General features: G+C 66.5%; 30 protein-coding genes. 11 read left to right on the forward strand and 19 right to left on the reverse strand.

Annotation, left to right across the window (positions count from 1 at the left end):
* The first annotated feature begins 28 nt into the window (after positions 1–28).
* Positions 29–1,015: a Bug family tripartite tricarboxylate transporter substrate binding protein gene (locus QHG62_RS03710; protein ID WP_281149493.1), complete on the forward strand. Its 987-nt coding sequence runs from the start codon at positions 29–31 to the stop codon at positions 1,013–1,015.
* Positions 1,016–1,018: 3 nt separating this feature from the next.
* Entirely contained in the window at positions 1,019–2,515 is a 1,497-nt protein-coding gene (locus QHG62_RS03715) for a class I adenylate-forming enzyme family protein (RefSeq protein WP_281149494.1), read from the forward strand.
* Positions 2,516–2,536: 21 nt separating this feature from the next.
* Here QHG62_RS03715 and QHG62_RS03720 read toward each other — a convergent pair whose 3' ends face one another.
* Entirely contained in the window at positions 2,537–3,145 is a 609-nt protein-coding gene (locus QHG62_RS03720) for a nuclear transport factor 2 family protein (RefSeq protein ID WP_281149496.1), read from the reverse strand.
* A 16-nt stretch (positions 3,146–3,161) separates the two neighbouring features.
* Here QHG62_RS03720 and QHG62_RS03725 point away from each other — a divergent pair, with 16 nt between their 5' ends.
* Together QHG62_RS03725 and QHG62_RS03730 are read left to right on the forward strand one after the other, a co-directional pair.
* Positions 3,162–3,341: a DUF3606 domain-containing protein gene (locus QHG62_RS03725; RefSeq protein ID WP_281149497.1), complete on the forward strand. Its 180-nt coding sequence runs from the start codon at positions 3,162–3,164 to the stop codon at positions 3,339–3,341.
* A gap of 239 nt (positions 3,342–3,580) precedes the next feature.
* Entirely contained in the window at positions 3,581–4,258 is a 678-nt protein-coding gene (locus QHG62_RS03730; RefSeq protein WP_281149498.1) for a hypothetical protein, read from the forward strand.
* Here the strand turns inward: QHG62_RS03730 and QHG62_RS03735 are convergent.
* Complete coding sequence (locus QHG62_RS03735) at positions 4,204–5,487, reverse strand: DNA topoisomerase IB (RefSeq protein ID WP_281149499.1); 1,284 nt, start codon at positions 5,485–5,487, stop codon at positions 4,204–4,206. The genes QHG62_RS03730 and QHG62_RS03735 overlap by 55 nt on opposite strands.
* Before the next feature lie 122 nt (positions 5,488–5,609).
* On the opposite strand from QHG62_RS03735, the gene QHG62_RS03740 reads away from it, so the two are divergent.
* A complete protein-coding gene (locus QHG62_RS03740) occupies positions 5,610–6,674 on the forward strand; it encodes a purine-nucleoside phosphorylase (protein ID WP_281149501.1) in 1,065 nt (354 codons plus the stop codon).
* A 6-nt stretch (positions 6,675–6,680) separates the two neighbouring features.
* Here QHG62_RS03740 and QHG62_RS03745 read toward each other — a convergent pair whose 3' ends face one another.
* Both QHG62_RS03745 and dinB read right to left on the reverse strand, forming a co-directional pair.
* Complete coding sequence (locus tag QHG62_RS03745; RefSeq protein ID WP_281149502.1) at positions 6,681–7,373, reverse strand: TIGR02117 family protein; 693 nt, start codon at positions 7,371–7,373, stop codon at positions 6,681–6,683.
* A 5-nt stretch (positions 7,374–7,378) separates the two neighbouring features.
* Positions 7,379–8,626, reverse strand: coding sequence for a DNA polymerase IV (dinB, locus tag QHG62_RS03750; RefSeq protein WP_281149503.1), 1,248 nt, complete (start codon positions 8,624–8,626; stop codon positions 7,379–7,381).
* Between the two features lie 121 nt (positions 8,627–8,747).
* Here dinB and QHG62_RS03755 point away from each other — a divergent pair, with 121 nt between their 5' ends.
* The gene (locus QHG62_RS03755) at positions 8,748–9,587 is read left to right on the forward strand and encodes an RNase A-like domain-containing protein (protein ID WP_281149504.1); all 840 of its coding nucleotides are present in this window, start codon (positions 8,748–8,750) and stop codon (positions 9,585–9,587) included.
* A gap of 12 nt (positions 9,588–9,599) precedes the next feature.
* Here the strand turns inward: QHG62_RS03755 and QHG62_RS03760 are convergent, their stop codons facing one another.
* Both QHG62_RS03760 and QHG62_RS03765 read right to left on the reverse strand, forming a co-directional pair.
* Entirely contained in the window at positions 9,600–10,223 is a 624-nt protein-coding gene (locus tag QHG62_RS03760) for a hypothetical protein (RefSeq protein ID WP_281149505.1), read from the reverse strand.
* 87 nt (positions 10,224–10,310) lie between these two features.
* Positions 10,311–10,934 carry a YiiX family permuted papain-like enzyme gene (locus QHG62_RS03765; RefSeq protein WP_281149506.1) on the reverse strand — a complete coding sequence of 208 codons (624 nt, stop codon included), beginning with the start codon at positions 10,932–10,934 and terminating at the stop codon, positions 10,311–10,313.
* A gap of 58 nt (positions 10,935–10,992) precedes the next feature.
* On the opposite strand from QHG62_RS03765, the gene QHG62_RS03770 reads away from it, so the two are divergent.
* Positions 10,993–11,553: a putative glycolipid-binding domain-containing protein gene (locus tag QHG62_RS03770; RefSeq protein WP_281149507.1), complete on the forward strand. Its 561-nt coding sequence runs from the start codon at positions 10,993–10,995 to the stop codon at positions 11,551–11,553.
* Between the two features lie 21 nt (positions 11,554–11,574).
* Here QHG62_RS03770 and QHG62_RS03775 read toward each other — a convergent pair whose 3' ends face one another.
* The 4 genes from QHG62_RS03775 to QHG62_RS03790 all read right to left on the reverse strand — a co-directional run bounded on the left by QHG62_RS03775 (position 11,575) and on the right by QHG62_RS03790 (position 15,825).
* The gene (locus QHG62_RS03775) at positions 11,575–12,909 is read right to left on the reverse strand and encodes an MFS family transporter (RefSeq protein WP_281149508.1); all 1,335 of its coding nucleotides are present in this window, start codon (positions 12,907–12,909) and stop codon (positions 11,575–11,577) included.
* 108 nt (positions 12,910–13,017) lie between these two features.
* Complete coding sequence (locus QHG62_RS03780; RefSeq protein ID WP_281149509.1) at positions 13,018–14,175, reverse strand: alpha-hydroxy acid oxidase; 1,158 nt, start codon at positions 14,173–14,175, stop codon at positions 13,018–13,020.
* A gap of 106 nt (positions 14,176–14,281) precedes the next feature.
* Complete coding sequence (locus tag QHG62_RS03785) at positions 14,282–15,196, reverse strand: LysR substrate-binding domain-containing protein (protein WP_281149510.1); 915 nt, start codon at positions 15,194–15,196, stop codon at positions 14,282–14,284.
* 26 nt (positions 15,197–15,222) lie between these two features.
* Positions 15,223–15,825 (reverse strand): TetR/AcrR family transcriptional regulator, encoded by a 603-nt coding sequence (locus QHG62_RS03790; RefSeq protein ID WP_281149511.1) that lies wholly within the window; start codon positions 15,823–15,825, stop codon positions 15,223–15,225.
* An 86-nt stretch (positions 15,826–15,911) separates the two neighbouring features.
* Between QHG62_RS03790 and QHG62_RS03795 the strand changes: the two genes are divergently transcribed.
* Both QHG62_RS03795 and cynS read left to right on the forward strand, forming a co-directional pair.
* Positions 15,912–16,334: a nuclear transport factor 2 family protein gene (locus QHG62_RS03795; RefSeq protein WP_281149512.1), complete on the forward strand. Its 423-nt coding sequence runs from the start codon at positions 15,912–15,914 to the stop codon at positions 16,332–16,334.
* A 59-nt stretch (positions 16,335–16,393) separates the two neighbouring features.
* On the forward strand, positions 16,394–16,837 hold the full coding sequence (cynS, locus tag QHG62_RS03800) for a cyanase (RefSeq protein WP_281149513.1): 444 nt from the start codon (positions 16,394–16,396) through the stop codon (positions 16,835–16,837).
* A gap of 31 nt (positions 16,838–16,868) precedes the next feature.
* Here the strand turns inward: cynS and QHG62_RS03805 are convergent, their stop codons facing one another.
* From QHG62_RS03805 to QHG62_RS03830, 6 genes are all read right to left on the reverse strand, one after another.
* Positions 16,869–17,618: an SDR family oxidoreductase gene (locus QHG62_RS03805; RefSeq protein ID WP_281149514.1), complete on the reverse strand. Its 750-nt coding sequence runs from the start codon at positions 17,616–17,618 to the stop codon at positions 16,869–16,871.
* A gap of 731 nt (positions 17,619–18,349) precedes the next feature.
* Positions 18,350–18,598 carry a hypothetical protein gene (locus QHG62_RS03810; protein ID WP_281149515.1) on the reverse strand — a complete coding sequence of 83 codons (249 nt, stop codon included), beginning with the start codon at positions 18,596–18,598 and terminating at the stop codon, positions 18,350–18,352.
* Between the two features lie 192 nt (positions 18,599–18,790).
* A complete protein-coding gene (locus tag QHG62_RS03815) occupies positions 18,791–20,092 on the reverse strand; it encodes a TRAP transporter large permease (protein WP_281149516.1) in 1,302 nt (433 codons plus the stop codon).
* A complete protein-coding gene (locus tag QHG62_RS03820; protein ID WP_281149517.1) occupies positions 20,089–20,592 on the reverse strand; it encodes a TRAP transporter small permease in 504 nt (167 codons plus the stop codon). Before QHG62_RS03820 ends, QHG62_RS03815 begins: the two co-directional genes overlap by 4 nt.
* Before the next feature lie 10 nt (positions 20,593–20,602).
* Positions 20,603–21,592, reverse strand: coding sequence for a TRAP transporter substrate-binding protein DctP (gene dctP / locus QHG62_RS03825; RefSeq protein WP_281149518.1), 990 nt, complete (start codon positions 21,590–21,592; stop codon positions 20,603–20,605).
* 38 nt (positions 21,593–21,630) lie between these two features.
* Positions 21,631–22,089 (reverse strand): type II 3-dehydroquinate dehydratase, encoded by a 459-nt coding sequence (locus QHG62_RS03830; RefSeq protein WP_281149519.1) that lies wholly within the window; start codon positions 22,087–22,089, stop codon positions 21,631–21,633.
* 67 nt (positions 22,090–22,156) lie between these two features.
* Between QHG62_RS03830 and QHG62_RS03835 the strand changes: the two genes are divergently transcribed.
* Positions 22,157–22,951, forward strand: a complete 795-nt coding sequence (locus tag QHG62_RS03835; protein WP_281149520.1) for an IclR family transcriptional regulator — start codon at positions 22,157–22,159, stop codon at positions 22,949–22,951.
* A 31-nt stretch (positions 22,952–22,982) separates the two neighbouring features.
* On the opposite strand, the gene QHG62_RS03840 is transcribed toward QHG62_RS03835, so the two are convergent.
* The gene (locus QHG62_RS03840) at positions 22,983–23,573 is read right to left on the reverse strand and encodes an NADPH-dependent FMN reductase (protein ID WP_281149521.1); all 591 of its coding nucleotides are present in this window, start codon (positions 23,571–23,573) and stop codon (positions 22,983–22,985) included.
* Positions 23,574–23,666: 93 nt separating this feature from the next.
* On the opposite strand from QHG62_RS03840, the gene QHG62_RS03845 reads away from it, so the two are divergent.
* Positions 23,667–24,473, forward strand: a complete 807-nt coding sequence (locus QHG62_RS03845; protein WP_281149522.1) for a hypothetical protein — start codon at positions 23,667–23,669, stop codon at positions 24,471–24,473.
* 19 nt (positions 24,474–24,492) lie between these two features.
* Here the strand turns inward: QHG62_RS03845 and QHG62_RS03850 are convergent, their stop codons facing one another.
* Both QHG62_RS03850 and QHG62_RS03855 read right to left on the reverse strand, forming a co-directional pair.
* Positions 24,493–25,773, reverse strand: coding sequence for a CynX/NimT family MFS transporter (locus tag QHG62_RS03850; protein WP_281149523.1), 1,281 nt, complete (start codon positions 25,771–25,773; stop codon positions 24,493–24,495).
* A gap of 10 nt (positions 25,774–25,783) precedes the next feature.
* Positions 25,784–26,464, reverse strand: a complete 681-nt coding sequence (locus QHG62_RS03855) for a FadR/GntR family transcriptional regulator (protein ID WP_281149524.1) — start codon at positions 26,462–26,464, stop codon at positions 25,784–25,786.
* Positions 26,465–26,519: the final 55 nt, after the last annotated feature.

Genomic DNA, 26,519 nt, shown 5'->3' on the forward strand with positions numbered 1-26,519 from the left:
AATAAATAAACAACAGGAGACAAAGCCAATGGAAACCACGGACTTCACACGGCGCCAAGCCGTCGCCGCGCTGGCAGGCAGCGCACTGCTGGCCGCATTGCCTTCGCGGCTTTTCGCGCAGCAACAGTTGCCGCCGCTCATCAAGCTGGTAGTCGGCTACTCCGCAGGCGGGCCGGTGGACGGCGCGGCGCGCCTGCTTGCGCCTGCGCTCGGCCAGGAGCTCGGCACCCAGGTCATCGTGGACAACCGGCCGGGTGCCAGCGGCTCAGTAGGCGGCGATGCGGTCGCCAAGTCTGCGCCCGATGCCGCGATGCTGTTCTTCGGCGCGAGCCCGACGATCACCATCAACCCGAACATCCAGCGCAAGATGCCCTTCGACCCGATGAAGGACCTGACGCCCATTGCGCCGCTGGTGGACTACACCAATGTGCTCGTGGTCAACAAGGACCTGCCGGTGCACAGCGTGACCGAACTGCTGGCCTACGCGAAGGCGCGGCCGGGCAAGGTGTTCTACGGCTCGGCCGGCATCGGCGCCTCGAACCACCTGAGCGGGGCGCTGCTCGAGAAGATGACCGGCGTGCAGCTGACGCATGTGCCGTACAAAGGGAGCGCGCCCGCGCTGGCCGATGTGATGGGCGGCACCGTGACGATGATGTTCGACATCATCGCCACTTCGCGGCCATTCATCCAGTCGGGCAAGCTGCGCGCGCTGGCGGTCACATCGCGTCAGCGCAACCGCATGCTGCCCGAGGTGCCGACCATGATCGAATCCGGCGTGGCCGGGTATGACGTGGGCGGCTGGTTCGGCCTGTACGGCCCCGCGCGCATGGACCCGTCGCTGGTCGCCCGCCTGAATGCGGCCGCGCACAAGGCCATGGCGCGGGAAGACATCGCCAATCGCCTGCGCGAGCAGGGCTACGAAGTGTGGACGGGCGCCGCGGAACTGCTGGCCACCAAGGGCCAGGCCGACCGAAAGCTCTGGGCCACCGCCTCCAAGGGCATCGAAGCGGAATAGCCGATGGTGCCCAAGCGAATCCACGAGCTGCTCGAAGCCCGCGCATCGCGCTCGCCCGAGGCGGTTTTTCTATTCGAGCCCTCAGGCACCGTGACTTATGCGGCGATGCAGGCCATGGCCGAGGCCGCCGCGCAAGACCTGCTGGCCGCTGGCGTGCGGCCGACCGACCGCGTGCTGCTGGTGGCCGAGAACTGCGCCGCGCACATTGCGCTGATCATGGCGTGCAGCCGTGTCGGTGCCTGGTCGTGCGGCGTCAATGCGCGCATGTCGCCCGGGGAGATCGCGGCCATCGCCGAGCGTGCGGATGCGCGGCTGTGCTGCTTCACCACCGGTGCTTCGGAGGCCGCGCGGCAGCATGCAGCACGTGCCGGCGCGGTTCCCTCGGCACTGCCGGGCATGATGCGCTCCGCAGTGCGCGCCGAAGCCCGGCCGGAACCCGACCCCGCGCTGGCGGATGCGGCCGCCATCATCTTCACGTCGGGCACCTCGGGCACGCCGAAGGGCGTGATGGTGTCGCAGCGCGGGCTGCTGCATTTCGGCCGCGTGTCGGCCCGCGTGCGCTCACTGAACGAGCGCGACCGGGTCTACGCCTTCCTGCCCATGACGCACATCTTCGGCATCGGCACGGTGCTCATGGCTGCGCTCACAGGCGGCGCCGCGCTGGTGCTGCGCGCGAGCTTTTCTCCCGCCGACATGCTGCATGCGCTCGCGCATGAACAGGTGTCGAACCTGCTCGGCCCGCCCACCATGTATGCGCGCCTGCTGGCGCACATCGAGGCGGAGCGCACGGCAGTCCGCTTTCCGGCGCTGCGCTACGTCTATACGGGTTCCGCGCCGCTCGACCTCGGGCTCAAGCAGCGCGTCGAGGCGCTGTTCGGCCAGCCGCTGCACTATGGCTACGGGCTTTCGGAATATGCGGGCTCGGTGTTCCTGACGCGCGCCGAGGCTCCGCGCGCGGACACGGCCGCGGGTTACGTGGTGGAGGGTGGCGAGGCCCGCATCGTCGATGCGGGCGGCAACGATGCCGCGCCGGGAGAAACAGGCGAGATCTGGCTGCGCGGCCCCGGCCTCATGCTGGGCTACTTCCGCGACGCGGCGGCCACGGCGCAGGTCATGCGCCCGGGCGGCTGGTACGCGAGCGGCGACCTCGGGCGCTTCGATGCGGACGGCGCACTGTTCGTGGTCGGCCGGCTCAAGGAAATGATCATCCGCTCGGGTTTCAACGTGTACCCCGCCGAGATCGAAACGGTGATCGGCCGTTTCGAGGGCGTGCACCTTTGCGCGGTGGTGGGCGTGCCCGAGGCCGACGGCAACGAGCAGATCGTCGCGTTCGTCGAGATGAAGCCCGGCGCGGTGCTGGACGAGCCCGCGCTGCGGGCCGATCTTGTGGAGCACCTCTCGCCCTACAAGCGCCCGGCGCGCATCGAGGTCATCGGCGCCATGCCGACCACGGCCAACGGCAAGGTGCTCAAGCGCGAACTGCAGGCGCGCTGCAGATAGCAACCTCATGCGCTGCATGCATCAGCCGAAGATGCAGGCATGGCCCTTCTGCGTATCCATGTACTCGCGCATGCGGACGATGCGCCCGTCTCTGAGCTCGAAGATGAAGCAGTAGTCGTTGTCGTATTTTCTGCCGTTCGCAAGCATGGCCTGAATGCGCAGTTCGACGATCACGGTGTCGCGTTCGCAGTATCTGCTGCGGAAATTGACGGTGACATCGGAGACGAAAAGCTTCGGGAACATCTCCGCCAGAAAGTGCACGATGGCCTTCGATCCGATCATGTGGTGGGGAATGCCCAGCGCCAGCGCGGTGGCATTGCGCTGCGGCGCGAGCCATTCGGCGTCTTCCGTGAACCAGGCGGCGATACGTGCCGGATCGTGGCTAGCGAAGGCCTTCCATGCATCGGAAATGGTGCGCTTGTTCTGCTCGGGGGTCATGCGGTTCTTCGGGGGAGTGATAGAGCGCTGAAGATAGGCGGGGGGCCACCGCCGCGCCCGCCGCTTTCGGACATATCCAACGCCAACGCCTGTGCGGCGCTGCGCTCCTGCTCGGACTTTTCCTGCATCGAGCCGCGCCGCCGTCCTCCAGTGCCGTGCAGAAGAACGATGCATCGTGTCTGCATCGATCAAGGAGCATCCAAACACCATGGCAGACGATCCCACCAAGCGCGGCCCGCAGGACCGCAGCCGCATCAATGTGAACGAGCCGCACGAGGTGCGCTACTGGACCCAGACCCTGGGCGTGACCGAGGCACAACTGCGCTCGGCCGTTGCCGCCGCGGGCGTCGAAGTGAAGGACGTGCGCGTCTACCTCGGCAAGCCATAGCTTTCACACGCCGGCAAGCTCATCAGCCCCGCCGATGCCTCCTCATTGGGGAATCGGCGGTTGGAAGCGTAGGTACGCTCCTACACCCGGCTCACGGGGTGGGCCCGATACTTCTTGACTTTCCTTCGCTTCAGGAAGCGCAAAGTGAACGTGTCCATTGCCGTCCCCCGACCTGCAGGCCGCAGCCGTCTGCCGGCCTGTCCACAGAACGAGGCGAAGCCTTCGGCTCCCGCCGCTCGATGAAGGCCTCGCCAGGAGCCCGCAGTTGGATCGCCGCCGGCGTGCGCCATGAACTGCTTACCCGCGCCCTGCCGGCATTGCGGCATGACATGGCGGCCCCGGTATCGGTCATCCGCATGGCATTGCTCATGCTCAAGCGTCAGGTGGGTGCCATGCCGATCGATCCTGCGGCCTGCGAAGAGCGCGTGGCGCTCATCGACAACCAGGTGTCCGAACTTGTGGAAGGCATTCGCTCGCTGCGCGACTGGGAGCTGGCCACCGCGGACGACGGCATCACGCGCAGCGCGCTGGTGGCGCAATGCGTGGGCCTGATGCGTGCGGCTTTCGACATGCATGGCGTGGCGCTGGAAGTCGATCCGGCGCTCGAGCCGTCCGGGGACGAACCCCGCCGGCCGCAGGGAGCCGCATTGCGCTACCTGCTTCTCGGAGGGCTCGGCTATCTGCACGACAGCGCCTCTGAAGCCGGTGCCATACGCATCGATGCCGACGGGGCCGATGCGCTTCGCCTGACCGCCTTGCCGCGCGAATCCGGCGGCGTGAGCCCCGTGCTCGGTGCGCATCGTGCGCCGCGCGCTCTGGCCATCGACGCCATTGCGCTGCAAAGCCTGGCCGAAGACCTGGGCTACACGGTGGCGCTGGAGCGCGACAGCGTGCGTTTCTCGCTCGCTGCGGGTTGAGCGGGCCTTGGCCGTTGCGCTGAACGCCGGCCGGGCACGGGCGCGGCCTTTGCGCCGCCCCTGCCGTTGGACTTGCGTGCCTTGGAGGCCTCGCGCAGTTCGCGCGCCAGACGCTGCCGGTGCGCCCGCAGAAAGACGAGCAGCCGCTCTTCCGCGGCATGCAGCCCACGCGTGCGCCGTGCGGCGGTGCGGGCCGACATTTTTCGCAGCACCTCGGCCGACGGGTCTTCGCCGTCGCCCGCGAGCGCGCTGCCCAGCGCCAGCACCGCAGGGTGCACATAGGCCTTCTTGCACACGGCGGGCGTGTTGCCCAGCTGCTTTGCGACGGCAGCCAGGATTTCCTTGGCGCTGTAGCGGCTGCCGTCGGCGGCGGTGCGGCCCGGTTCGCAGGCCAGCCGCGTAAGCTCCAGCGCCTGCACGGTGCCGTGCCAGGTTCGAAAGTCCTTGGCGGTAAAGCGCTCGCCGGGCGAGGCTTCGGCCAGGTAGTCGTTCACGTCGGTGGACGACACGCTGCGCAGCTCGCCGTCCTCGTCCTGATACTGAAAGAGCGCCTGGCCGGGCAGTTGCTGGCACTGGCGCACCACCTTCGCCACGCGCGGATCGTCCAGCAGGGCTTCGTGCATGACGCCGCTCTTGCCGCGGAAGCGCAACCGGAGCGCCGCGCCCTGCACCGCGGCATGCCGGTTGCGCAGCGTGGTGAGGCCGTAGGAGCCGTTGCTGCTTGCGTACTCTTCATTGCCCACGCGCAGCAGCGTGGTGTCGAGCAGGCGCACCAGCGCGGCCAGCACCTGCTGGCGCCCCGGGGCCGCCGCCTTGCTGCCCTCCTGCAAATCGCGCGTCACGCGTGCGCGGATGCGCGGCAGCGCAAGCCCGAAGGCCTCGAGCCGCTCGAACTTGGTCTCGTCCTTGAAGAGCCGCCAGTCGGCGTGGTAGCGGTATTGCTTGCGGCCTCTTGCGTCGATGCCCGTAGCCTGCAGATGGCCGTTGGAAAGGGGGCAGATCCACACCTGCGTATAGGCCGGCGGAATCGCCAGCATGCGGATGCGCGAGAGCTCGTCCGCGTCGCGCACCCATCGGCCCCCTGCATCGCGGTAGCGGAAGTGGTCGCCATGCTTCAGGCGCCGGATGCCGGGCATGTCGGGGTTCACGTAGACCAGGCCGTTGGCAATGGGCGCGGCGGTGGGCGACGGCTTGGGGGGCGGTGTGGTCGATCTGGAGCGGGCCGGCATGAGGTTTGCGTGATGAAGGTACCCTGCGCTTGTGCCTGCGCCGACAATCGCTGCCTGTAGGACGCCGCAATCGCCGCTGGTGCGATGGAGGCGCTTTGTTCTTTCCTGGAGTCCCAAAGAAAATGATGTTCTTCCATCGGCCGTTCTCGTCCTCTTGCGTGCGCTGGCTCTCGGCCTGCGGCGCGGCGCTGCTTGTCGCAGCCTGTGCTTCGCCCGGTTCCTCCACCGCGCCGACGGCACGGCCTGCCGCCACTGCCGCGCCCATCAAGGTGAAGGTCTTCGTTGCAGCCATGTTCGAGATCGGGCAGAACACCGGCGACCGGGCCGGCGAGTTCCAGCACTGGTACGAGCGCTACTGGAAGGGCGCCGCGCCGATGGCCGTGCCCGGCGCATTGCAGCCCGTGTATTGCAATGCCGACGGCGTGTGCGGCGCGGTGCTCGGCATGGGCAAGGTCAACTCCTCGTCGTCGATGCAGGCCATCCTGCTGAACCCGCAGTTCGATTTCTCGCAGGCCTACTACGTGATTTCCGGCGTGGCCGGCACGCCGCCCGCGCGCGGCACCATCGGCGAGGTGAGCTGGGCAACCTGGCTCGTGGACTACGACCTCGGCCACCGCTGGGCGCCCGAGGAGAACAAACCCGGCGAGCCCACCTTCATGCCGCGCAAGGGCTACGAGGAATACCGCCGCTTCAAGCTCAACCCAGATCTCGTGGGCTGGGCCATGAAGCTCTCGTCCGATACGCCGCTGAAAGACTCGGACAGCGCGCGCAAATACCGCCTGCGCTACCCCGATGCGGCAGCGCGGCGCGCGCCTTTCGTGGGCACCGGCACCCACATGACCGGCGACACCTTCTTTCACGGCCCCGGCATGTCGAAGCAGGCGCAATACATCGCCAGGCTCTACGGCGCTGACGACTACGTGATCACCGAAATGGAAGCCGCCGCCATCGCGCTCGTGATCAAGCGCACCCACGGCACCGACCGCGTGATGAGCCTGCGCGGCGCGGTCAACTTCGACCAGGGCAACCCGAAGGAAAGCACGCTGCAGCACCTGGACCCGGCGCCGGGCGAAACAGCCGGCGGATTTGCCGAGACGGTGGAGAACATCGCGCTGGTGGGCACGCGCGTGGTGGACCACATCGTGGCCCACTGGCCGCAATGGCAGGCCGGCGTGCCCAAGCCCTGAACGGGTTCAGGGCCGCACCGGCTGCAGGTGCCACGTCACATTGAAATCGAAGGGCGTCCAGCGGCTTGCGGTGACGCCCGCCTGCCGCAGGCCGCGGCCGGTCCAGGTGTTGCAGGTCTCGAAGAGGTGGTAACCGCCCTCGGCTTCGTAGAAGGCGTCGTCGTTGCCATAGTGCGCACCGGCAATCGGTGTTGCGCGGCCCGCTGGCAGCGCGGCACGCACGTAGGCTGCGAGCTGCGCGTACTGCGCCTGCGCGAGCGGCAGCTCGAAGGCGTTGTGCCGCAACTGGGAGCGGCGCAGATAGGTAACGTGCAGCAGCGCACGGTTGCCGCCGCGCAGCGCGCCGAATGCGCGCGACGCGGTCAGGTCGCCCCACGTCGGCGTGTTCAGGTAGAACTCGCGGTCGCCCCAGCCGATGGCGATGAACTCCGCATCGGGCGGCACCGCTTTGAAGTGCGCGACCGGAAAGATCTGCCCCCAATCGACAGCTGCCGAGCGAACCGGAAACACCAGGTCGGTGTGCACGCCGTTGCTCAAGACCCAGGCCTGCACCTCGGGCGCATCGGTGGTCGCTTCACCCCGAGGCGTTGCATTGGCGGGCCAGAACATCAGCGCACACGCCGTGCCCACGTATACCGCGGCCAGCAGCGGCAGGACCAGCAGTGCGAGGGCAACGCGCCGGAGCCAGCGGTTCGGCATCAAGTTCAGAAGAGCGACGCGGTGGTGGCCGCCGCATCGGTTGGCGCACGCGGCGCACCCGCGCCGGCAGGCGCCATCGCCTCGGGGCTGCCCGCCTTGGCCAGCGCGCCCACGCGCACGCCCAGGAGGCGCAGCGGCCGCTCGAGCGGCACGCGCTTCAGGCACAGCCCGCCGACCTGGCGGATGGTCTTGCCGTCGGCGGTGTAGCGGTCGATGGTCTGGTCGCGGGTGGCAATCTTGAAATCGTCATAGCGCAGCTTGATGCCGATGGTCTTGCCCACGTAGCCCTTGCGCTGCAGGTCTTCGGCCAGCTTTTCGCACAGGTGGGTGAAGATGGCGCCGAGCTCGGCGCGGTCGCGCACCGCATGCAGGTCGCGGTCGAACGTGGTTTCGCGGCTCATCGACACAGGCTCGCTTTCGGTCACCACCGGCCGGTTGTCGCGCCCCCAGGCCACCTCGTGCATCCACGCGCCCGTGGATTTGCCAAAATTCTGGATGAGCCAATCCCGCTCGCGTGCCGCGAGCTGGCCCACCGTCTCGATGCCGAAGCGCTTGAGCTTTTCGTCCGCCTTGGGCCCGATGCCGTTCACCTTGCGGCAAGGCAGCGGCCAGATGAGGGTCTGCAAGTCGTCCTCGTAGACCACCGAGATGCCGTTGGGCTTGTTGAACTCGCTCGCCATCTTGGCAATGAGCTTGTTGGGCGCCACGCCAATGGAGCAGGTAAGGCCGGTTGCGTCGAGGATCGCTTTCTGGATCAGCCGCGCGAGCGACCGCCCGCCGTCACGCTGGCCGCCTGGCACGTCGGTGAAGTCGATGTACACCTCGTCCACGCCCCGGTCTTCCATCAGCGGCGCAACCTCCCTGATGATCTGCTTGAAGGTGCGCGAATACTTGCGGATTTCCTCGAAATCCACCGGCAGGATGATCGCCTGCGGGCACAGCTTTGCCGCCTTCATGAGCCCCATGGCCGAGCCCACGCCGAACTGCCGCGCAGGGTAGGTGGCGGTGGTGATCACGCCGCGGCCCACATAGTCCCTCAGGCGCGGAAAAGCGTCGACCGGAATGTCGGCCAGCGTGCCGCCTTCGGGCACATGGCGAATCGCTTCGTCCACGCTGCGCCGCCCACCGCCAATCACCACCGGCAGCCCCTTGAGCTGCGGATAGCGAAGCAGCTCGACGGACGCGAAGAAGGCGTCCATGTCGAGGTGGGCGATGCGGCGGATGGGGGGCGTTGGCACGGGCGTGGAACTCACCCGCCGATTGTCTCGCGGCCGGGCCCTGTCTGCCCGCGGCCATGTGCATGCCAGAATGCGGCGGACTGCGGTTTAGGCCGCCCGGTGGCATCGAAAAGCATGGCAAGGAAAGGGATCTGGCATGAGTGACGAAGTCGAAGGCATGACCATTGCGCTGACGCCGGTGCAGATGGCCGGCGTTCTGGGCGGACAGGACGTGCCCGAGTCCGCGAGCCTGAGCAACCGGCTCTGGGGTACCGTCGGGCTGGTGGGCGGCGTCGTGGAACTGGTGGGCGCCGGCGTGCTCTGCCTGGCGCCCGAGCCCACGATGGTGACCAAGGCCGGCTGCGTGGTGCTTGGCGTGCACGGTTTCGACACCCTGGCCACCTCGGGCCGCCAGGTCTGGACGGGCACTGCGCAGCGCACCGCCACCGCCGTCACCGCCAGCTCGGCGGCCGAGGCGCTGGGGGCCTCGCGCGAAACGGCCGACGGCATCGGGCTTGCGGTCGACGTGGCCGTTCCGCTGGTGGTGGCCGCGGGGCTAGGAGCCGCCCGCATCATTGCCGTGACGCGCGGCGGCCGCATCCGTCTGGCCGAGCATGAAGCCGCCGCCGGCTCGAGGCTCGGCGGACACACCATGGCGCGGCACGTCGGCCAGACAGACGCACAACTGCTGGCCAGGGTGCGAACCGCAACGCGGCCGGGTCCCAAGGCCGTATCTACTTTTGCCGACCTTGCCACGGCGGAACGCGCAATCACCGAGACCCTCCGCGCCAACGCAGCCGCGGTGCAAGCCTGGTCACGCAGTGCGGCCGCAGGCAGCAAGTCGCCGGAGCTGGAGCATGTGCTGGGCTATGTGGTGGGGCGGGGCGTGCAGTTCGGCAGCACGGCCGTCAACGATCTTTCGGGCGTGCGGATCATCCTCAAGATGGAAAGCTACAACGGCAAGCCGTTCTACATCCTGACGGCGTATCCGATCTGAGGCTTTGGGTAGCTAAGGAAACGAAGGCGCCTCGCCGGTGGTCCACACGTCGGCGCCCAGCTCCTTTGCAAGCCGGGCCACGATCTTCACGGTGCGCTCGCGCAGCGGTGCGATGCGGGCCTGCAGGCCCGCCCTGGGCAGCGCCACGGCCTGGCCGGGATCATCGTCGGCCTCGGGGTCGCTTTGGCGGATGTAGAGCGTGCCGTTCCGGGCCCAGACCTCCACGGCCCAGCCCTGGTCCTGGTCGTCGTAGATCAGGCCCTGGTCGTCGCCGGCGATTGCGGCAAGAAAATGGTCCATCGTGGCAAAGGTGTCGTACCAGGGGAACGACAGCTGAACGCCGGCTTCCTCGTTGTCCAGCTGCAGATCCAGCCAGAAGTAATGCCGCACCTGGTCGAGTGTGAGCGCGTGGCGCCGGGCCGCCGCAACCACCTGTGCGTAGTACGCGGCAAGCTCCGCTTCGTGCCCCATCACCTCGCGGGTGCGCGCCAGCAAACGTTCGGCGCGCGGAAATCCGGGCGAGGCGAGCGGTTCGGCCGGGCCGCCCGAGACGGGACGGAACTCGTCGTGCAAATGAAAAGCGATCTCGGGCTCCAGCGAGTCGATCGGCTTGGCATGGGCGAACCAGGATTCCAATTGCGCGCTCCTCTGAATGGTCGGGCGTACCATGTTAGCTCGGCATGCATCGATGCGACCGGCGGCTTGATCGAGACTGCCCGGCGCTCAGCGCGTCTCCACCGTGGTGAGCAGCGGCGATTCGAACATCGCCACCGGCGAGATCACCGGTTCATCCATCGGCACTTTGTCGCCGTAGCGCTCGCGCATCTTGGCGCGCACCGCGGGGTCGTCGAGCTTGAAGCTGCGAATCTTCTGCAGCTCGCCAATGCGCACGCCCAATGCGCGCTGGTAGAGCTTCCAGACGAGCTCGGAGCAGTAGATGCGCTGGTCCGACCATTCGAAAGTCAGGTCGTAGGGGCGGCCTTCGTAGTCGGCTGAGCCGGCGTGCAGGCGGGCCACCGCGGCGGGCGTGAGCAGCGAGCCGGCATTGCGCAGCCGCTTTGCCACGTAGTGCCCGCCGTCGCCACGCGCCGTCCATTGCGCGAGCGGCGTGTAGCGCACTGTCGACACCGCCTCGAACACATAGGGCTTGCCGCCGCGCATCAGCACCACGCCCATGTGGCTGTAGCGCGAACCGGTGGCGCGCTGCACCGCCAGGCTCTGGGCCGAGCGCGAGGTATGAAAGACGATGTCGCCGTCTTTCAGCGCGGCATGCACCGGGGCGGCAGAGAGGCAGAGCAGGGCGGGCAGCAGCAGGGCTGCCGCGCAGGATGGAATGTTGTTCTTCATGTGCGGCGCATTGTGACAAGGCTTGCCTGTTGCGCCTGCACGCGCCATCATCCGCGGCATGCAAACCGTCGCTTCCATCCTGTGGCGCAGGCTCGATGCACCGGGCCACGACGCCTGCCGCCTCGAACGCAACGCCACCGCCTGGCAACTCGACGGCGCCGCCGTATTCCGGCTCGAAGACCAGCGCATTGCGCAACTGCACTACCGCGTGCGCTGCGACCTGCACTGGCATGCGCAATGGGGCACCGTGCGCGGCTGGCTCGGCAGTGCCGCTGTCGATCTGTCGATTGCCCGCGATGCGCGCGGGCATTGGAAACTCAACGACGAAGCGGTGCCCGACCTCTCGCATTGCGTCGACCTCGACCTTGGCTTTACGCCAGCCACCAACCTGCTGCAGTTGCGCCGGCTCAATCTTGCAGAGGGTGAAGGCGCCGATGCGCCGGCCGCCTGGGTCGATCTGGAGGGCGGCGTATTGAGCGAGCTGGTGCAGCGCTACGAACGCACCGCAAGCAACCAGTACGCCTATGAGGCCAGGCGCTTCGACTATGCGGCAATGCTGGGCGTCACGTCCGACTGTTTCGTGCGCGACTATCCGGGCCTCTGGATCGCCGAGGCGTAGCGCCCCGGCGCCGCGAAGACGTCAGTGGTCGTGGTGCAGGTACGCCGCCTGCCGCGGAAGCCGCAAGCTCACGAGAAACGCAATCACCATCATGGCGCTCACGTACCAGAAGAACGCGGATTCGTGCCCCAGCGTCTTGAGGCCCAGCGCCACGTACTCGGCCGAGCCGCCGAAGAGGGCATTGGCAACCGCATAGGCCAGGCCCACGCCCAGCGCGCGTACCTCGGGCGGAAACATCTCCGCCTTCACGATGCCGCTGATGGATGTGTAGAAACTCACGATCGCCAGTGCGACGATGATCAGCACAAAAGCCACCACAGGGTTGGTGGTGTGCTGCAGCGCCGTGAGAATCGGCACCGTGGCCAGCGCCCCGAGCCCGCCGAACAACAGCATGTTGTTGCGCCGGCCGATACGGTCGGACAGCGCGCCGAACACCGGCTGCATGCACATGTACAGAAAGAGCGCGCCGGTCATCACGTAGCTCGCGGTCTTGATCGGCAGGTGCACCGTGTTCACCAGGTACTTCTGCATGTAGGTAGTGAAGGTGTAGAAGATGAGCGAGCCGCCGGCCGTGAAGCCCAGCACGGTAAGAAAGGCCGGCATGTGGTGCTTGAACAGCCCGGCCATGCTGCCGGCTTCCTTGTTGGCCTTGGCCTCGGCGCTCTGGGTTTCGTGCAGCGTGCGGCGCAGCAGGAGCGCCACCACGGCGGCCACCGCGCCAATGACGAAGGGAATGCGCCAGCCCCAGGCCTTGAGCTCGGCCTCGGTGAGAAGCTGTTCGAGCACCACGATCACCAGCACCGCGAGCAGCTGCCCGCCGATCAGCGTGACGTACTGGAAAGACGAGAAGAAACCGCGCTGGCCGCGCAGCGCCACCTCGCTCATGTAGGTGGCGGTGGTGCCGTATTCACCCCCCACCGAAAGGCCCTGGAACAGCCGGCACACCAGCAGCAGGAAGGGCGCCCACGCGCCGATTTGCGCATACGTGGGCAAGAACGCGATGACCAGCGAGCCGCCGCACATCATGGTGACCGAGATCAGCATCGAGGTCTTGCGCCCGATCCTGTCGGCAATGCGGCCGAAGAGCCAGCCGCCGATGGGCCGCATGAGGAAGCCGGCCGCGAACACGCCGGCGGTGTTCAGGAGCTGTACGGTCGGGTCCGACTTGGGAAAGAAGGCCGACGCAAAGTACAGCGCCGAAAAGGCGTACACATAGAAGTCGAACCATTCGACCAGGTTGCCCGACGAGGCCGCCATGATCGAGAAGACACGGTGGCGTTTTTCTTCTGCCGTGTATTGGCGTGGAGGTGATCCGGAGGCCGAAGGGCCTGGCGTGACCGGCGTGGCTGCGCTCATAATGGGTTATGCCGCCCGTGCGGGCGATGTTGTTGGAAGCAACAATTTTCCGCATTCACGCATTTGCTCGCTGTCAGCCAGCGCCGCAAGCCTGCCGCCCGAGGGGGCTTAGAAGGTGCCCGGCAGCAGGATGCCCGAATCCACCTTCTCGATATTGGTGTGGCCGCAAAACGCCATGGTGATGTCGAGTTCCTTGTGGATGATTTGCAGTGCGCGTGTCACGCCGGCTTGCCCATAGGCACCCAGGCCGTAGAGAAAGCTGCGGCCGATGAGCGTGCCGCGGGCGCCGAGCGCGCGGGCCTTGAGCACGTCCTGCCCGCTGCGGATGCCGCCGTCCATCCAGACCTCGATGTTGCTGCCCACCGCATCGACGATAGTGGGCAGTGCCGAGATGGAAGAGGGCGCGCCGTCGAGCTGGCGCCCGCCGTGGTTGGAAACGATGAGTGCATCCGCACCGCTGTTGGCGGCCAGGCGCGCGTCTTCCGCGTCCATGATGCCCTTCAGGATCAGCTTGCCGCCCCAGCGCTTCTTGATCCACTCCACGTCGGCCCAGCTCAGCGCGGGGTCGAACTGCTCGGCCGTCCACGACGACAGCGACGACAGGTCTTTCACGCCCTTGGCATGGCCTGCGATGTTGCCGAAGGTGCGGCGCTTGGTGCCGAGCATGCCCAGGCACCAGTGCGGCTTGGTCGCCAGGTTGATCATGTTGGCGATGGTCGGCTTGGGCGGGGTCGACAGGCCGTTCTTGATGTCCTTGTGGCGCTGCCCGAGGATCTGCAGGTCGAGCGTGAGCTGCAGCGCCGACACGTTGGCCGCGCGGGCACGCTCGATCAGGCGCTCGATGAAATCGCGGTCCTTCATGACGTAGAGCTGAAACCAGAACGGATGCCGGCCGGTGTTTTCCGCAATGTCTTCCAGCGAGCAGATGCTCATGGTCGACAGCGTGAACGGAATGCCGAAAGCCTTGGCCGCGCGCGCACCGAGGATCTCGCCGTCGGCGTGCTGCATGCCGGTAAGGCCCGTGGGCGCAATGGCCACCGGCATGGCCACGTCCTGGCCGATCATCGTGGACCGCGTGGTGCGGCCTTCCATGTTGACGGCCACGCGCTGGCGCAGCTTGATCTTCTGGAAATCGCTCTCGTTGGCGCGGTAGGTGCCCTCTGTCCACGCGCCGGAGTCGGCGTAGTCGTAGAACATTTTCGGCACGCGCCGCTTGGCGACTACCCGCAGGTCTTCGATGCAGGTAATCTTGGAAAGGTCGGGCACGAGGCAGTCTCCTGTTGGGTCTTTTATGGGCGCGCAAGGCCGGCGATGGCCTGGCCCGCCTGAACGGCGCCGAGTGTGATTCACGCGGCCGCCGCCGACCTGAAATTTACCCGGCCCCGGCCTGAAAATAATTCAGCTGGCTGCGCAGCGCCTCGCGCAGCCATTCCACAAAGGTTGCGCACTCCCAGCGCTCCATGGCACCGGGCCGCCAGCAAATGAAATAGGCATTGGGCGAGGGCACGCTCATTTTCGAGAGCCGCACCAGGCGGCCGCTTTCCAGCCAGGCGCTCCCCAGCTTCAGGTGCATGAGCACCACGCCGAAGTCTTCGGCCGCTGCGTCGAGCGCAAGGCCCAGGTCGTGAAACTGATGGCCCGCGGCCGGCTCGGGCAGCCCGATGCCGCAGGCCTTGAACCAGGTGCGCCAAGCCTCCAGCGGCGTGCGCAGCAACTGCGCACGGGCAACCTCCGCATCGGTGGAAAAACCGTCGAAGGGACCATAGCGCTGCAGGTAGGCCGGGCTGCACACGGGGGATATCTCGTCCGTCAGCAGCTGGAAGAATTCGCGGTCGTGAAACGGCCCGGTGCCGAAACGCAGTTCGATGTCGGCCTCTTCGGCCGTCATGTTGCGCACCGGCGTGGTTACCTGCAGCATGAGTTCGATGCTCGGATACGCATCGCGGAACAGGGCGAGCCGGGGCAGCAGCATCTGGCGCGAGAAGGTGGGAGTGACCGCCACGCGAAGCCGCCGCACCTGCGACTCGGGCTCTCGCCCGGGCACCTGCTGCAACGCCGCAATGGCTTCTCGCACGCGGGCCAGGTAGGCAATGCCATCGGCAGTCAGGCTGAAGTCGTTGCCGCTGAAGAACTTGAGCGCCAGCTGCGATTCGAGTTGCCGTATGCGGTGGCTCACCGCGCTGGGCGTGACGCTGAGTTCTTCCGCCGCAAGGTTCACGCTGCGCAGCCGTGCGACGGCCTCGAAGGCCTGCAGGCCCTGCGTCGAGGGAAGTCGCGTTGATGCCATGTGTGTTGCTGCGTCCGGAGCGGATGTTATCGAGTCGCGCCCGGTGCAGATGCAACAACCAGCGCCTCGAGCAGTCGGCGGAGGTCGTCCACCGCCTCGCGCGCCAGCGCCGGGCCGCCCATCTGCGCCTTGACGATGGCGCCGTCTACCCCCAGCGCGGCAGCCTGCGCGAGCGCCATGCGCGACGCAGAGCCGGCAGGCAGCAGGCCCGCGATGACCTCGACCATCTCGCGCTTGTGCTCACGCGCACGCTCGGCGGCGCCTTCGACGCTGCCGCCCACCTCGGCCACCGAATTGATGAACGCACAGCCCCTGAAGACCGGATCGGCAAACCATTCGGCCATGACCTCGGGCAGCAGCAGCAAGGCCCCCGCATTGCCGGCACGCTCGTGTGCGCCGCGCCGGCCCAGCGCATCGACGAACCATGCCATCCACAGGGCGTGGCGATGGTCGAGAAACTCGCGCACCAGGTCGTCCTTGGACGGAAAGTGCCGGTAGAAGGTGACCTTGGTCACGCCCGAGGCCGCAATGACGCGGTCGATGCCCGTGGCGCGGATGCCGTCCGCGTAAAAGAGGTTGTGCGCCGTGTGCAGGATGCGCTCACGCGCGGGCAGTCCGGAGATGTCCATGGCCGTATTGTAGGCATGTAGACAGGTCTGTCTACATGTGGCACATTGCGGGCCTTTGCCATCCACTCAATCAAAGAAAGACCGCCATGGAATCCCGCCCGCCGCTGCCTCCCTTCACCCTTGAAACTGCAACGAAGAAAGTGCAGGCTGCAGAAGACGCCTGGAACACGCGCGACCCGGTCCGTGTGAGCCTGGCCTACACGCCGGACACCGAATGGCGCAACCGCGCCGACTTCGTCAACGGCCGCGAACAGGTGGTGCAATTTCTCACCCGCAAGTGGGAGCGGGAGCACGACTACCGCCTGAAGAAAACGCTCTGGGCCTTCATGGACAACCGCATTGCCGTGCGCTTCGAGTACGAGTGGCATGACGCAGCGGGGCAGTGGTTCCGCAGCCACGGCAACGAGAACTGGGAGTTTGCCGAGAACGGCCTGATGCAGCGGCGCTACGCGAGCATCAACGACCAGCCTATTTCCGAATCGGAGCGCAAGTTCCGCTGGGAGCGCTGAGCGTGCCCCGGCTCCCGGGCACGGGTGTTGCTTGCTAGCGGGGCAAGGAGCAAACCCGCATGAACCGCAACGACGTTACCGAGAAGATCATCACCGTGAAGGTGTCCAAGGGCATCCAATGGGCCGACGTGGCCAGGAAGGTGGGCCTCTCCAAGGAGTGGACCACCGCCGCATGCCTGGGGCAGATGACGCTCGACGACAAGCAGGCCAAGATCATCGGCAAGATCTTCGGCTTGACCGCCGAAGAGCAGAAGTGGCTCAAGGTCGTGCCCTACAAGGGCTCGCTGCCCACCCCCGTGCCGACCGATCCGCTCATCTACCGCTGGTACGAGGTGGTGAGCGTGTACGGCAGCACCATCAAGGAACTGATCCACGAAGAGTTCGGCGACGGCATCATGAGCGCCATCGACTTCAGCATGGACATCCAGCGCCAGCCCGACCCCAAGGGTGACCGCGTCAACGTGGTGCTCTCGGGCAAGTTTCTGCCCTACAAGACCTACTGACGCGGGCGACCGCCACGGGCGGGCTCGCCGTTCAGAACGCGTGCTCGGCCGGCTTCGGCCGCCACGCCTGGCGCCGGGGTGCCGAGATGCTGCTGCCCTCGACGGCGCCGGCAATCGAGCGCGCCACGGCTTCCACCGGCACCGCGATGCGCCGCTGCGTGACCATGCGCTCGAAGCTGCTGCAGGCGGCAATGCGGTCGGCCAGCGTGTTGTCTGCCTCGCCCACGTCGGGGCGCACCACCGTCACGCGCACCCTGCCGGCATGCTCTTGCCGCAGCCCTTCGGAGATGGCGTCCACCGCATACTGCGTGCCGCAATACACGGCTGAATTGGGCGACACGCCATGCGCGGGCACCGGCGCCACGTTGACGATATGGCCCCAGCCCTGCTCCTGCATGGTCGGCAGCACCGCCGCAATGCCCAGCAGCACGCCGCGCAAATTCACGTCGATCATCAGTTCCCACTCGTCGATCTTGCGTGTCCACAGCGGCGAGCGCGGCATCACGCCCGCGGCGTTCACCAGCACGTCGATGCGGTCGTGCTGCTCGAGTGCGAACTCGGCAAACGCTTCCACATCGGGCCGGTAGGTCACGTCGAGCCGTTGGAAGCTCGCCGTTCCGCCTGCTGCGGTGATTTCTTCGGCCAGTGCTTCCAGCTTGTGGGTGCGGCGTGCGCCGAGCACCACCTTGGCGCCGCGCCGTGCGAGCAGCCGTGCGGCCGCTGCGCCAATGCCACCGCTTGCGCCCGTGATGAGGACGACTTTTTCCTGGATTGCGCTCATGAGAAACTCCTCGTGCTGGTCTGTGTGAACCATGGCGCAACGCTGCGCCGGCATGGAGACAAGTCTCGCGCCGATGGTGCCGCGGGCGTTATACGAATCGAACGGCGTTCTTGCCTGATTCTCCAAAATGTCGCCGCCGTCATCGAACTGATCGCCGCGCAGCAACTCATGGAGGATGTAGCCGTCCTTGGTGATCCGCAGGCCGGCCTATCGGTTCTGATCGTTCGTCGTTCGGGCCGATTCGGGGGGCGAGTGCGAGATTCTGCGGAAGAATGGAGTGCCCTCAGGCCCGCCACTGGAAGACCCGGCTTCGGTGGTCGATGCGGTGCTGTCGGTGGTGCGTGCGGTGCGCGCCGGCGGGCCGGCCGAGGCTCCATGAACGATGACTCCGCAGAAGTGCGGATTCACGACGAGCTTGTTACTCACAGCTGCGCGCCGTAGGCCAATAAAGTTCTCTCGCGGCGCCACCCGAGTGCGCCTCAAGGACCGGCGATGACCCGCAAGAGAAGCGAAGACCGCATGAGCTGCGAAAAGCAAGCTCGCGGCCGAGTTGCATTGGCGCTCGAAATCCGTAAAAGCATTGCAGCATGCAATGAGCACCTTGCGCGGGGCAATGATGTCCATGCGCTCACGGCGGCGCTGATGTTGCCTTGCTATCTGGCCGAGTTCAGGAGCCTGGTGCTCGGGTTGACCGAGATGGAGGAGAACGAACTCAGGTCCGTTCTTGCGACCTATTCCCTGGCTTCCTCGATGGAGTCGTCCCACTCGGCGCCCAGCGCAACCCGGATGTGGGATGCCACGGCCGAAAGGCGTGCGTCCGACACTGCGACGGGGGGCGCATCGTCCAGGTGATTGGCGATGACCAGGAGTTCGGCAGCCGCCTGCGGCGAGTACTTCAATACCGAAGCCAGGCACGTGGTCAGCGCGAATATGCGGCTTTCCGCAGCTTCGAGGCGCCGGGTGACTGCGTCGAGGTCCATTTTTTTTGCCTCGCGCAGAGGCCTCAGTAGCAAAACCTCGACGCTACAGCCCGCGCGCGGCCAAAAATGTCGGCGGACATCCGGCGCAAGTGTCGGCCATTCCCCTGCCGGCGTCCCACGATTGGTGCGCTCATCAGTGGTGCGGGCCGATCCTCTCAGTCGCCCTTCAGCTCGTTCACCCTTTCACCTCTCTCACCCCGAATATCCCGCAAGCCTTGGCAGGAACAGCACCATGTCCGGCCACACCGTCACCAGCGCCAGCGCCCCCAGCATGACGATGAGAAAGGGCAAGGTCTCCCGGATCAGTACCAGAAGAGGCACATCCGCGATCTTCGCCATCATGAACAGCAGCAGGCCGTAGGGCGGCGTCACCAGCCCGATCATGATGTTCAGCACGGCCATCACGCCGAAGTGCACGGGGTCGATACCCAGCGCGGATGCAGTCGGCAGCAGCACGGGCAGCATGATCAGGATGATGGTCGAGCCTTCGAGGAACGCGCCCATCACAAGCAGGATGACGTTCACCAGCAGCAGGAAAGCCATGGGTGAAAGATCCAGCCCCTTCATTGCCGTGCTCAGCGTGGCGGGAATGTTCTCCGACGTGATGACGTAGTTGAACACCATTGCGCCGGCGATGAGCATGCCGATGGAAATGCTCATGCGCGCACTGGAGAGCAGCGACTGGTACAGGTCGGCCCAGCGCATGCTGCGGTACAGCACCGTCGAAATCAGCAAGGCGTAGGCGGCCGCAATGCCCGCTGCCTCGGTGGGCGTGGTCACGCCGGTGTACAGGCAGCCCAGCAAGATGACGGGCAGCATGAGCGCCGGCAGCGCCTCGCGCGTGATGCGCGGCATCTCGCGCAGCGGCACCCTTGGCTCGACCGGAAAGCGGCCCCGCCGTGCAAGCACATAGATGAGCCCCATCTGCACGGCGCCCAGCAGCAGGCCCGGCAGCACGCCGGCAATGAACAGGTAGCCGATCGACGTGCCGGACACCAGGGCATACAGCACCAGCGGAATGGAAGGCGGAAGAATGGGCCCGATCACGGACGAGACGGCGCTCAACGCTGCGGCAAAGCCCGGCGTGTACTTGCCGTCCTTGGTCATCATCTCCTGCATCAGCTTGCCCGAGCCGGCCGCGTCCGCCAGCGCCGACCCCGACATGCTGGCAAACACGATGCTCTGAAGCACGTTCACCTGCGCCAGGCCGCCCGGAAAGCGGCCGACGATGGCATTGCAGAAGCGCAGCAGCCGGTCGAGGATGCTGCCCGAGCTCATGATGGTGGCCGCCAGGATGAACAGCGGAATCGCCAGCATCAGAAAGCTGGAGTAGGTGCCGTTGAGCAGCTGCTCCGCCGCGGCGCCCATGTCCATGCCCTTCAGGTACAGGTACAGGACGGAGCCGCCGATCATTGCGTGGCCGATGGGCACGCCCAGGAGGCTGAGCGCCACGATGACGTAGAGCGCCAGCGAAAAAGGACTGGTGAAATTCACAACGCGGATGAAGAAGAGGAGGGGAGTTCGCTGGTTGCCGGTGCAGGCCCGCGAATGAGCTGGCGCAGGCTGCGGGCGATCACGGCCACGACAAAGACCAGGTAGATGGCGTACATCAGGTCCATGCGAATGCCCAGGTACGAGCTTTTCTCGACCTTCATGAAGCTCACGTAGGCGTAAGAAGCGGGCAGCGACATGCCGAACAGCACGATCACGCCCAGCGCCGCAATGGCGCCGGCAATGCGGCGTATGCGAGGGCCGGCGTTCGAGGCGATGAAGTCCATGCGTATTTCGTCGGAATCCTTGAGCATGAAAGCCGCACCCCAGAGCACCAGCCACAGCCATGCCGCCAGCGAGACCTCGGAGGTCCAGCCGACCGGCCAGTTGAAGAGGTAGCGCAGCGTGATCTGCACGATGAACGCGACGAAGATCACCCCGAGGAGCAGCGCGGCGACCGCTTCGGCGAAGCGGTGCAGCAAGGAAAGCGTGCGATCGAACATGGCTTTCGGGTCACTTCATGGCGTTGATCTTGTCGAGCATGCCGGGCGGCCAGTTCTTCGCATCGTCCGAGGCCAGGTAGGCCTTCTGCGCGTAGTCGCGAAAGGCGTTGATGTTGGGCACATACACCTCGAGGCCCTGCTTTCGAAAGCTGTCGGCCAGCTCGGCTTCGCGCTTCTGGTGCTCGGCCGTGCTCCAGGCAATGGCCTTGTCCGCGGCGGCCTGGAAGCTGCGCTGCTTCGCGGGCGCCATGGCTTGCCAGGTCTTCATGTTCACGGTCAGCAGGTCGAAGGCCACAAGGTGCGAGGTGAGCACGATCTGCGACATGACCTCGTTGAACTTCATGTTCTGCACATTGGGCAGCGGGTTGTCCTGGCCGTCGATGGCGCCGGTCTGCAGGCCGGTGTAGGTCTCGGCGTAGGCCATGGGCGTGGGATTGGCCCCGAGCGAGCGTCCCAGCATCTGCCAGGTGTCGCCGGGCGGCATGCGCAGCTTGACGCCGGCCAGGTCGGCGGGCGTGCCGATGCGCTTCTTCGTCTTCAGGCCCACATGGCGCGTGCCGAAGAAGGTCGGCCCGAGGATCTTCACCTTCAGCTGGTCTTCGACCATCTTCTTCATCTGCGCGCCAAGGTCGCTCGCAAAGAACTTCGTCAGGTGCTCAGGGTCGCGGAACAGGTAGGCCGAGGTAAGCAGCGACCACGCCGGCACCTGCTTTGAAATATCCTGCGGCGCGATGTTGCCCATCTCCAGGTTGTCGCGCTGCAGGGCGACCAGTTCGGTGCCCTGCCGGAACAGCGTGGAGTTCAGGAACATGTCGATCTTGTAGTCGGCCTCGATGTCCTTGGCGAACATCTTCATCATGTCGGCGCGGATGTCCTTGTCCGAGAACACCGCCGCAAACCGCAGCGTGGGCGGTGTCTGGGCCATTGTGGGCAAGACGGTGCCGGCGGCCAGCGCGGCTCCTGCGCCCAGCAGCATGCGGCGATCGATCGAAAAGGTCATGGTGGTCTCCTGTCGTGTTGTGATGATGAACGCTGAATTCAGGCTGCCGGCGCAGATGCGGCCGCGAGCCGCTGCGCGAGCGCGCGGATCGCCAGTTCGTAGCCAAACGCGCCAAAGCCGCAGATCACGCCCGTGGCGGCCAGCGACACCAGCGAATGCTGGTAGAGCGCATCTCGCCGGTGGATGTTGGTCAGGTGGACTTCCGCAATGGGCTGATCCAGCGTCTTGAGCGCGTCGAGCAGCGGAATCGATCGGAACGACAGCCCCGCCGGGTTGATGGCAACCGCCGCGGCTCGCTCGCGCGCCTCTTGCACCCAGTCGACCATCACGCCTTCGTGGTTGGTCTGGCGAAAGTCGCAGTCGAGCCCCAGTTCGCCGGCAACGCTGCGGCACAGCTGCTCCACCTGCGCCAGCGTGGTGCTGCCGTAAAGGTGCGGCTCACGCACGCCGAGCAGGTTGAGATTGGGGCCGTTGAGGATGTAGACGATGGAGCTCATGCGGCCGATTCTTCGGCGGAGCCGCGAAAGACTTTCCAGATTGGAAACACCTTTCATAATGCAGGATATGAGCATTTCACTTGATCGCGGCCTCTCGATGGTGGAGCACCTTGCGCGCCATCCGCAGGGGCTGCCGCTGACGCTGCTCGCCTCCGAGCTCGACATTCCGCTCGGCGCCTGCCACCGCCTGCTGGCCGACCTGCAGCGCTGCGGCTACGTTCGCCAGACGCGCAAGCAGGGCGACTACGTGCTGACGACCAAGGTGGTATCGCTCGGGCTGGGCTTCCTGAGCGGGGCCGGCATCGTGAACATTGCCGAGCCGCTGCTGGAGCGGCTCGGCCAGTTGTCCGGCGAACTGGTGCGCCTTTCCATCGTGGACGAAGACCGCCTCACCTGGGTCGCCAAGTCGCAGGGCACGCGGCAGGCGGGGCTGCGCTACGACCCCGACATGGGCATGGATGCGCGCCTGTCGTGCACGTCTTCCGGCCACGCGTGGCTGATGACGCTGAGCGACGAACGCGCACTGGAGCTGGTCTCGCGCCAAGGCTTCGGCACGCCGGCGGAATACGGCCCGAAGGCGCCAACCACCATCCGTGCGCTGCTGGGCTTTCTGCATGCGGCGCGGGTGCGCGGCTACGCCATGATCGACGAGGTCTTCGCGCCCGGCATGGCCGCCATGGCGGCGCCGGTGTTCCGCCGCAAGGAGGTGGTCGGCGTGATCAGCATTGCCGGACCCCGCACGCGCCTCGGCAGCGACCGCATGCATGAGCTGGCGCCGGCGCTGCTGGCGGCAACGGCCGAGCTTGGGCCGATCAGCCACGCATCGAGCCTGTTCGGCCGTCCTTCGCTGGGCAAGGGCTGAGCCGCGCGGCCCTGCTCTGCGCTTTGGTTTGTCAGTAAGGCGGCGCCTTGCGCGCCCGCTGCTCGCGCGCGGCTTCGGTCCACCAGGCCAGGTCGTCGGCAAAGCGGCCGAACGAGCGCTGCAGTGATTCGCCCGCACTGCCCGTGGGCTTGCCGTCGGCATCCAGCGTCTGCGAAATCGGCCCGACAGCCAGCGTGCTCGAGACGACGACCATGCCCATCTCCGACAGGATCGAATGCCACACGGTGCCCGAGCGCACGCCCGAAAACCGGCCTGCCGAATAGCTGGCAACCGCCGCGGGCCGCCAGAACCATTCTTCGAGAAAGTGGTCGGTGAGGTTCTTCAGGCCGGGTTGCGGACCCCAGTTGTATTCGCCCGTCACAAAGACGAAGGCGTCCGCGCCGCGTATCTTTTGCGCGAGTGCCTCCATGGCCGCAGGCGCGGTGCCCTTGGGGTACTCCTTGTACATGCGGTCGAGCATGGGCAGACCCACGGCCTGGGCGTCGATCAGTTGGGCATCGGCGCCGCGCGATTCGAGGCCCGCCACCAGATAGTCCGCCAGGCGAATGCCCATGCGGTCCGACCTGTAGGAACCGTAGAAAACCAGGATCTTGTCAGCCATTCGTCGCTCCGTTTTGAAGGCCGGGCGGCCATGGGAGCGAAGGCTACAACATTGGTGTGCAGGCGCATTTCGTAGCAGCATCTTTCAAAACCTGTGGCTACCATCGCCGCCATGAACAAGCTGCCTGCTATTTGCACCGCCACCCTGGCGCTCGCCGCGTCGCTGGCGGGCCATGCGTTTGCCGCACCATCGGCCCGGTTGCTCGATGCGGTCAAGAAGCCGCAGCTGGTCGACCCGGAATGGCGCACGCGCCTGTGCGCGTTGCTGCCCCAACCCTGCGACCCGCAAGCATTGGGCCTGTACCGGTTGCGCGGCGCCGCTGCGAGCGAGTTTGCGGTGCTCTCTGCCGAGCCGCTGGCCATGGGGCGCGTCAGGCGCGACAAGGACACCAAGGCCTGGCAGCTCGAGCGGCTGCATGACTTCAGCGCCTATGTGGCCGGCATGAAGAAAGACGCCGGCGCGGGCATGTCCGAGACGCGCCTTTCGCTTGCACCGGCGCTTTATCCCGTGGCCGAAGGGCAGTGGGCCATGGCCGTGCTGCAGACGGTGTCGGAGATGTACTCGGGCGGCGGCGCCTCGTTCAGCAAGGCCGACTTCGTGCCGCTCGACGGCACGAGCGCCGTGCACGAAGGCATTCCTTTTTCTTGCTCGAAGATGGTCCGCGCCTGCTTCAGCGAGAAGGAATACAAGAACTCGAAGCATTGCCACGACGAGAGCAGCGGGAGCCTTCGCATTGCGTATGAAGAACCCGGCAAGCCCGGCGGCCCCTATAGCTGGCAATACACATGGCTGCAGAGCGAATGGCCCTCCAACACGCCTGCAAGCGGGGCCACCACCACGCGCCTTCACTTCACGGCCAGGACGACCGAAAGGGTGGGCTTCTGCGGCGGACCGCAGTAGCCGCCGCGGAGCGTTTGGCTCAGCGGCGGGGAACTGTCACCGCGCCCACAAGCATCGTGCGCCCGGCGCCCAGGCCTGCAATGACCAGCGCAATGCCCAGCCCGATGAAGAGCCATGACGACGCGCGGAAGCTCCCGGTCCAGCCGTGCAGCAGGCCGGCGACCAGCGGGCCGCATGCGGCCACCATGTAGCCCACGCCCTGCGCCATGCCCGAGAGGTGTGCCGCCACATGCGAATCGGGCGAGCGCAGCACCATGAACGTGAGCGCAAGAGCAAACGTGCCGCCTTGCGCAATGCCCAGCAGCACGGCCCAGAACCACACGCCCGAGAGCGGTGCGAACAGCATTGCCAGCATGGCGGCCAGCGTGAGCAGGGCCAGCCCCACCGCAAGGCCGCGCTGGTTGCGCAGCCTGACCGCCACTGCGGGAACGACGAGGCAGGTCACCACCTGCGTCATGACTGCGAGCGACACCACGTAGCCCGCGGTTTCGCCGCCGAGCCCGCGCTCACGCAAGATCGGCGCGAGCCAGCCCATCACGATGTACGCGAGGGCCGATTGCAAGCCCATGAAGAAAGTGACTTGCCAGGCCAGCCGGTCGCGCCAGAGCCCGCGCACGGTAAAGCCCGATTCGCTTGCCACCGGCTTCACCGGCAGGGCCTGCGGCGCCCAGATCAGCGTGACCAGCAGGGCGGGCAGCGCCCACATGGCCAGCGCATAAGTCCAGCCGCCGCCTAGCGCATGTTCCAGCGGCACCGTGAGCCCTGCCGCGCTGGCCGCGCCGCCGCACACCGCCATGGTGTAGAGGCCCATCATCAGCGCCGCCTGTCCGGCGAAGTCGCGCTTCACCAGGCCCGAGAGCAGCACGTTCGACACCGCGATGCCGCTGCCCGCGATGGCCGACGCCAGGAACAGCAGCGGGATGTTGCCCGTGCCGCGCAGCGCGGTGCCCACCAGGATGAGCACCATGCAGCCGAGCAGCGTGCGCTCGGTGCCAAAGCGCCGGCCCAGGCCCGGCGCCAGCGGCGCGAACACGCCCAGGCAGACGATGGGCAGGGTGGTCAGCAGGCTCGCGGCGGTGGCCGAGAGGCCGGTGGCTGCCATGATTTCGGGCAGCATCACCGAGAGGCTGGCAAACACCGGCCGCAGGTTGAAGGCAATCAGCACCACGCTGGCGCCCAGCAAAATGCGGCGGGCGAGGCTTGGGGCCGGTGTGGGGCGCGGCGCGGGCAGGCTGTCTGCCTCGGCGTCGATCAGCAGTTCACCGGCGGCGCGGTTGGTGGAAAAAGGCACGGCGCTCATCGAATGGCCCTCATGCCTCGGCTTGCGAGAGCGCATCGATCATGGGCGCCATGAAGGCGCGAACCGCTTCCGCGGCCCGATCGGGGTTGCGGCTTGCAATGGCTTCGACGATGGATTCGTGCGCCGCGTTGTCGGGCTCCGGCAGGCTGGTGCCCATCGAGCTGGCAATGGTGTCCTTGATGTAGCCGGTAATGAAGCGGCAGGTTTCGGCCAGTGCCAGGTTGCCCGAAATGTCGACGATGGCAAGATGAAAATCAAGGTCGCGCTGGATGAAGCTTGCGCCGCCGTCGCTTGCGTCCGGCAGGCCGCGCTTGCCGAGCAGGGTCCGAAGGTTGCGCAGGTCCTTGGCGGTGTGGCGCACGGCGGCGAGCCGGGCGGCCTCTACCTCGAGTGCGCGGCGCACTTCGAACTGGTCGCGCAGGCTCGCGCGCTGCATCTTCTGCAAGTTGGCCGCCGGGTCGAACCCCGAGCGCACATAGGTGCCGGAGCCCTGCCGCACTTCGAGCAGGCCGCGCGAGACCAGCGTTTTCACGGCCTCGCGCACCGTGCCGCGGCTCACGCCCAAAAGCAGCGCCAGCTGCGGTTCGATGGGAATGCGGGAGCCGACGGTCCAGCGGCCGGCGGATATTTCGGCGCGGATGCTGTTGGCGGCGCTGTCGGCAAGAGAGGTGCGAGGTGCTTGGGCGAGCATATGAATCAGAAAGACCTATTCATTGAATCATTAGATGAATTGTCGATCGACTTCA

It is taken from the genome of Variovorax paradoxus (genome assembly GCF_029919115.1).
Taxonomy (GTDB): domain Bacteria; phylum Pseudomonadota; class Gammaproteobacteria; order Burkholderiales; family Burkholderiaceae_C; genus Variovorax; species Variovorax paradoxus_O.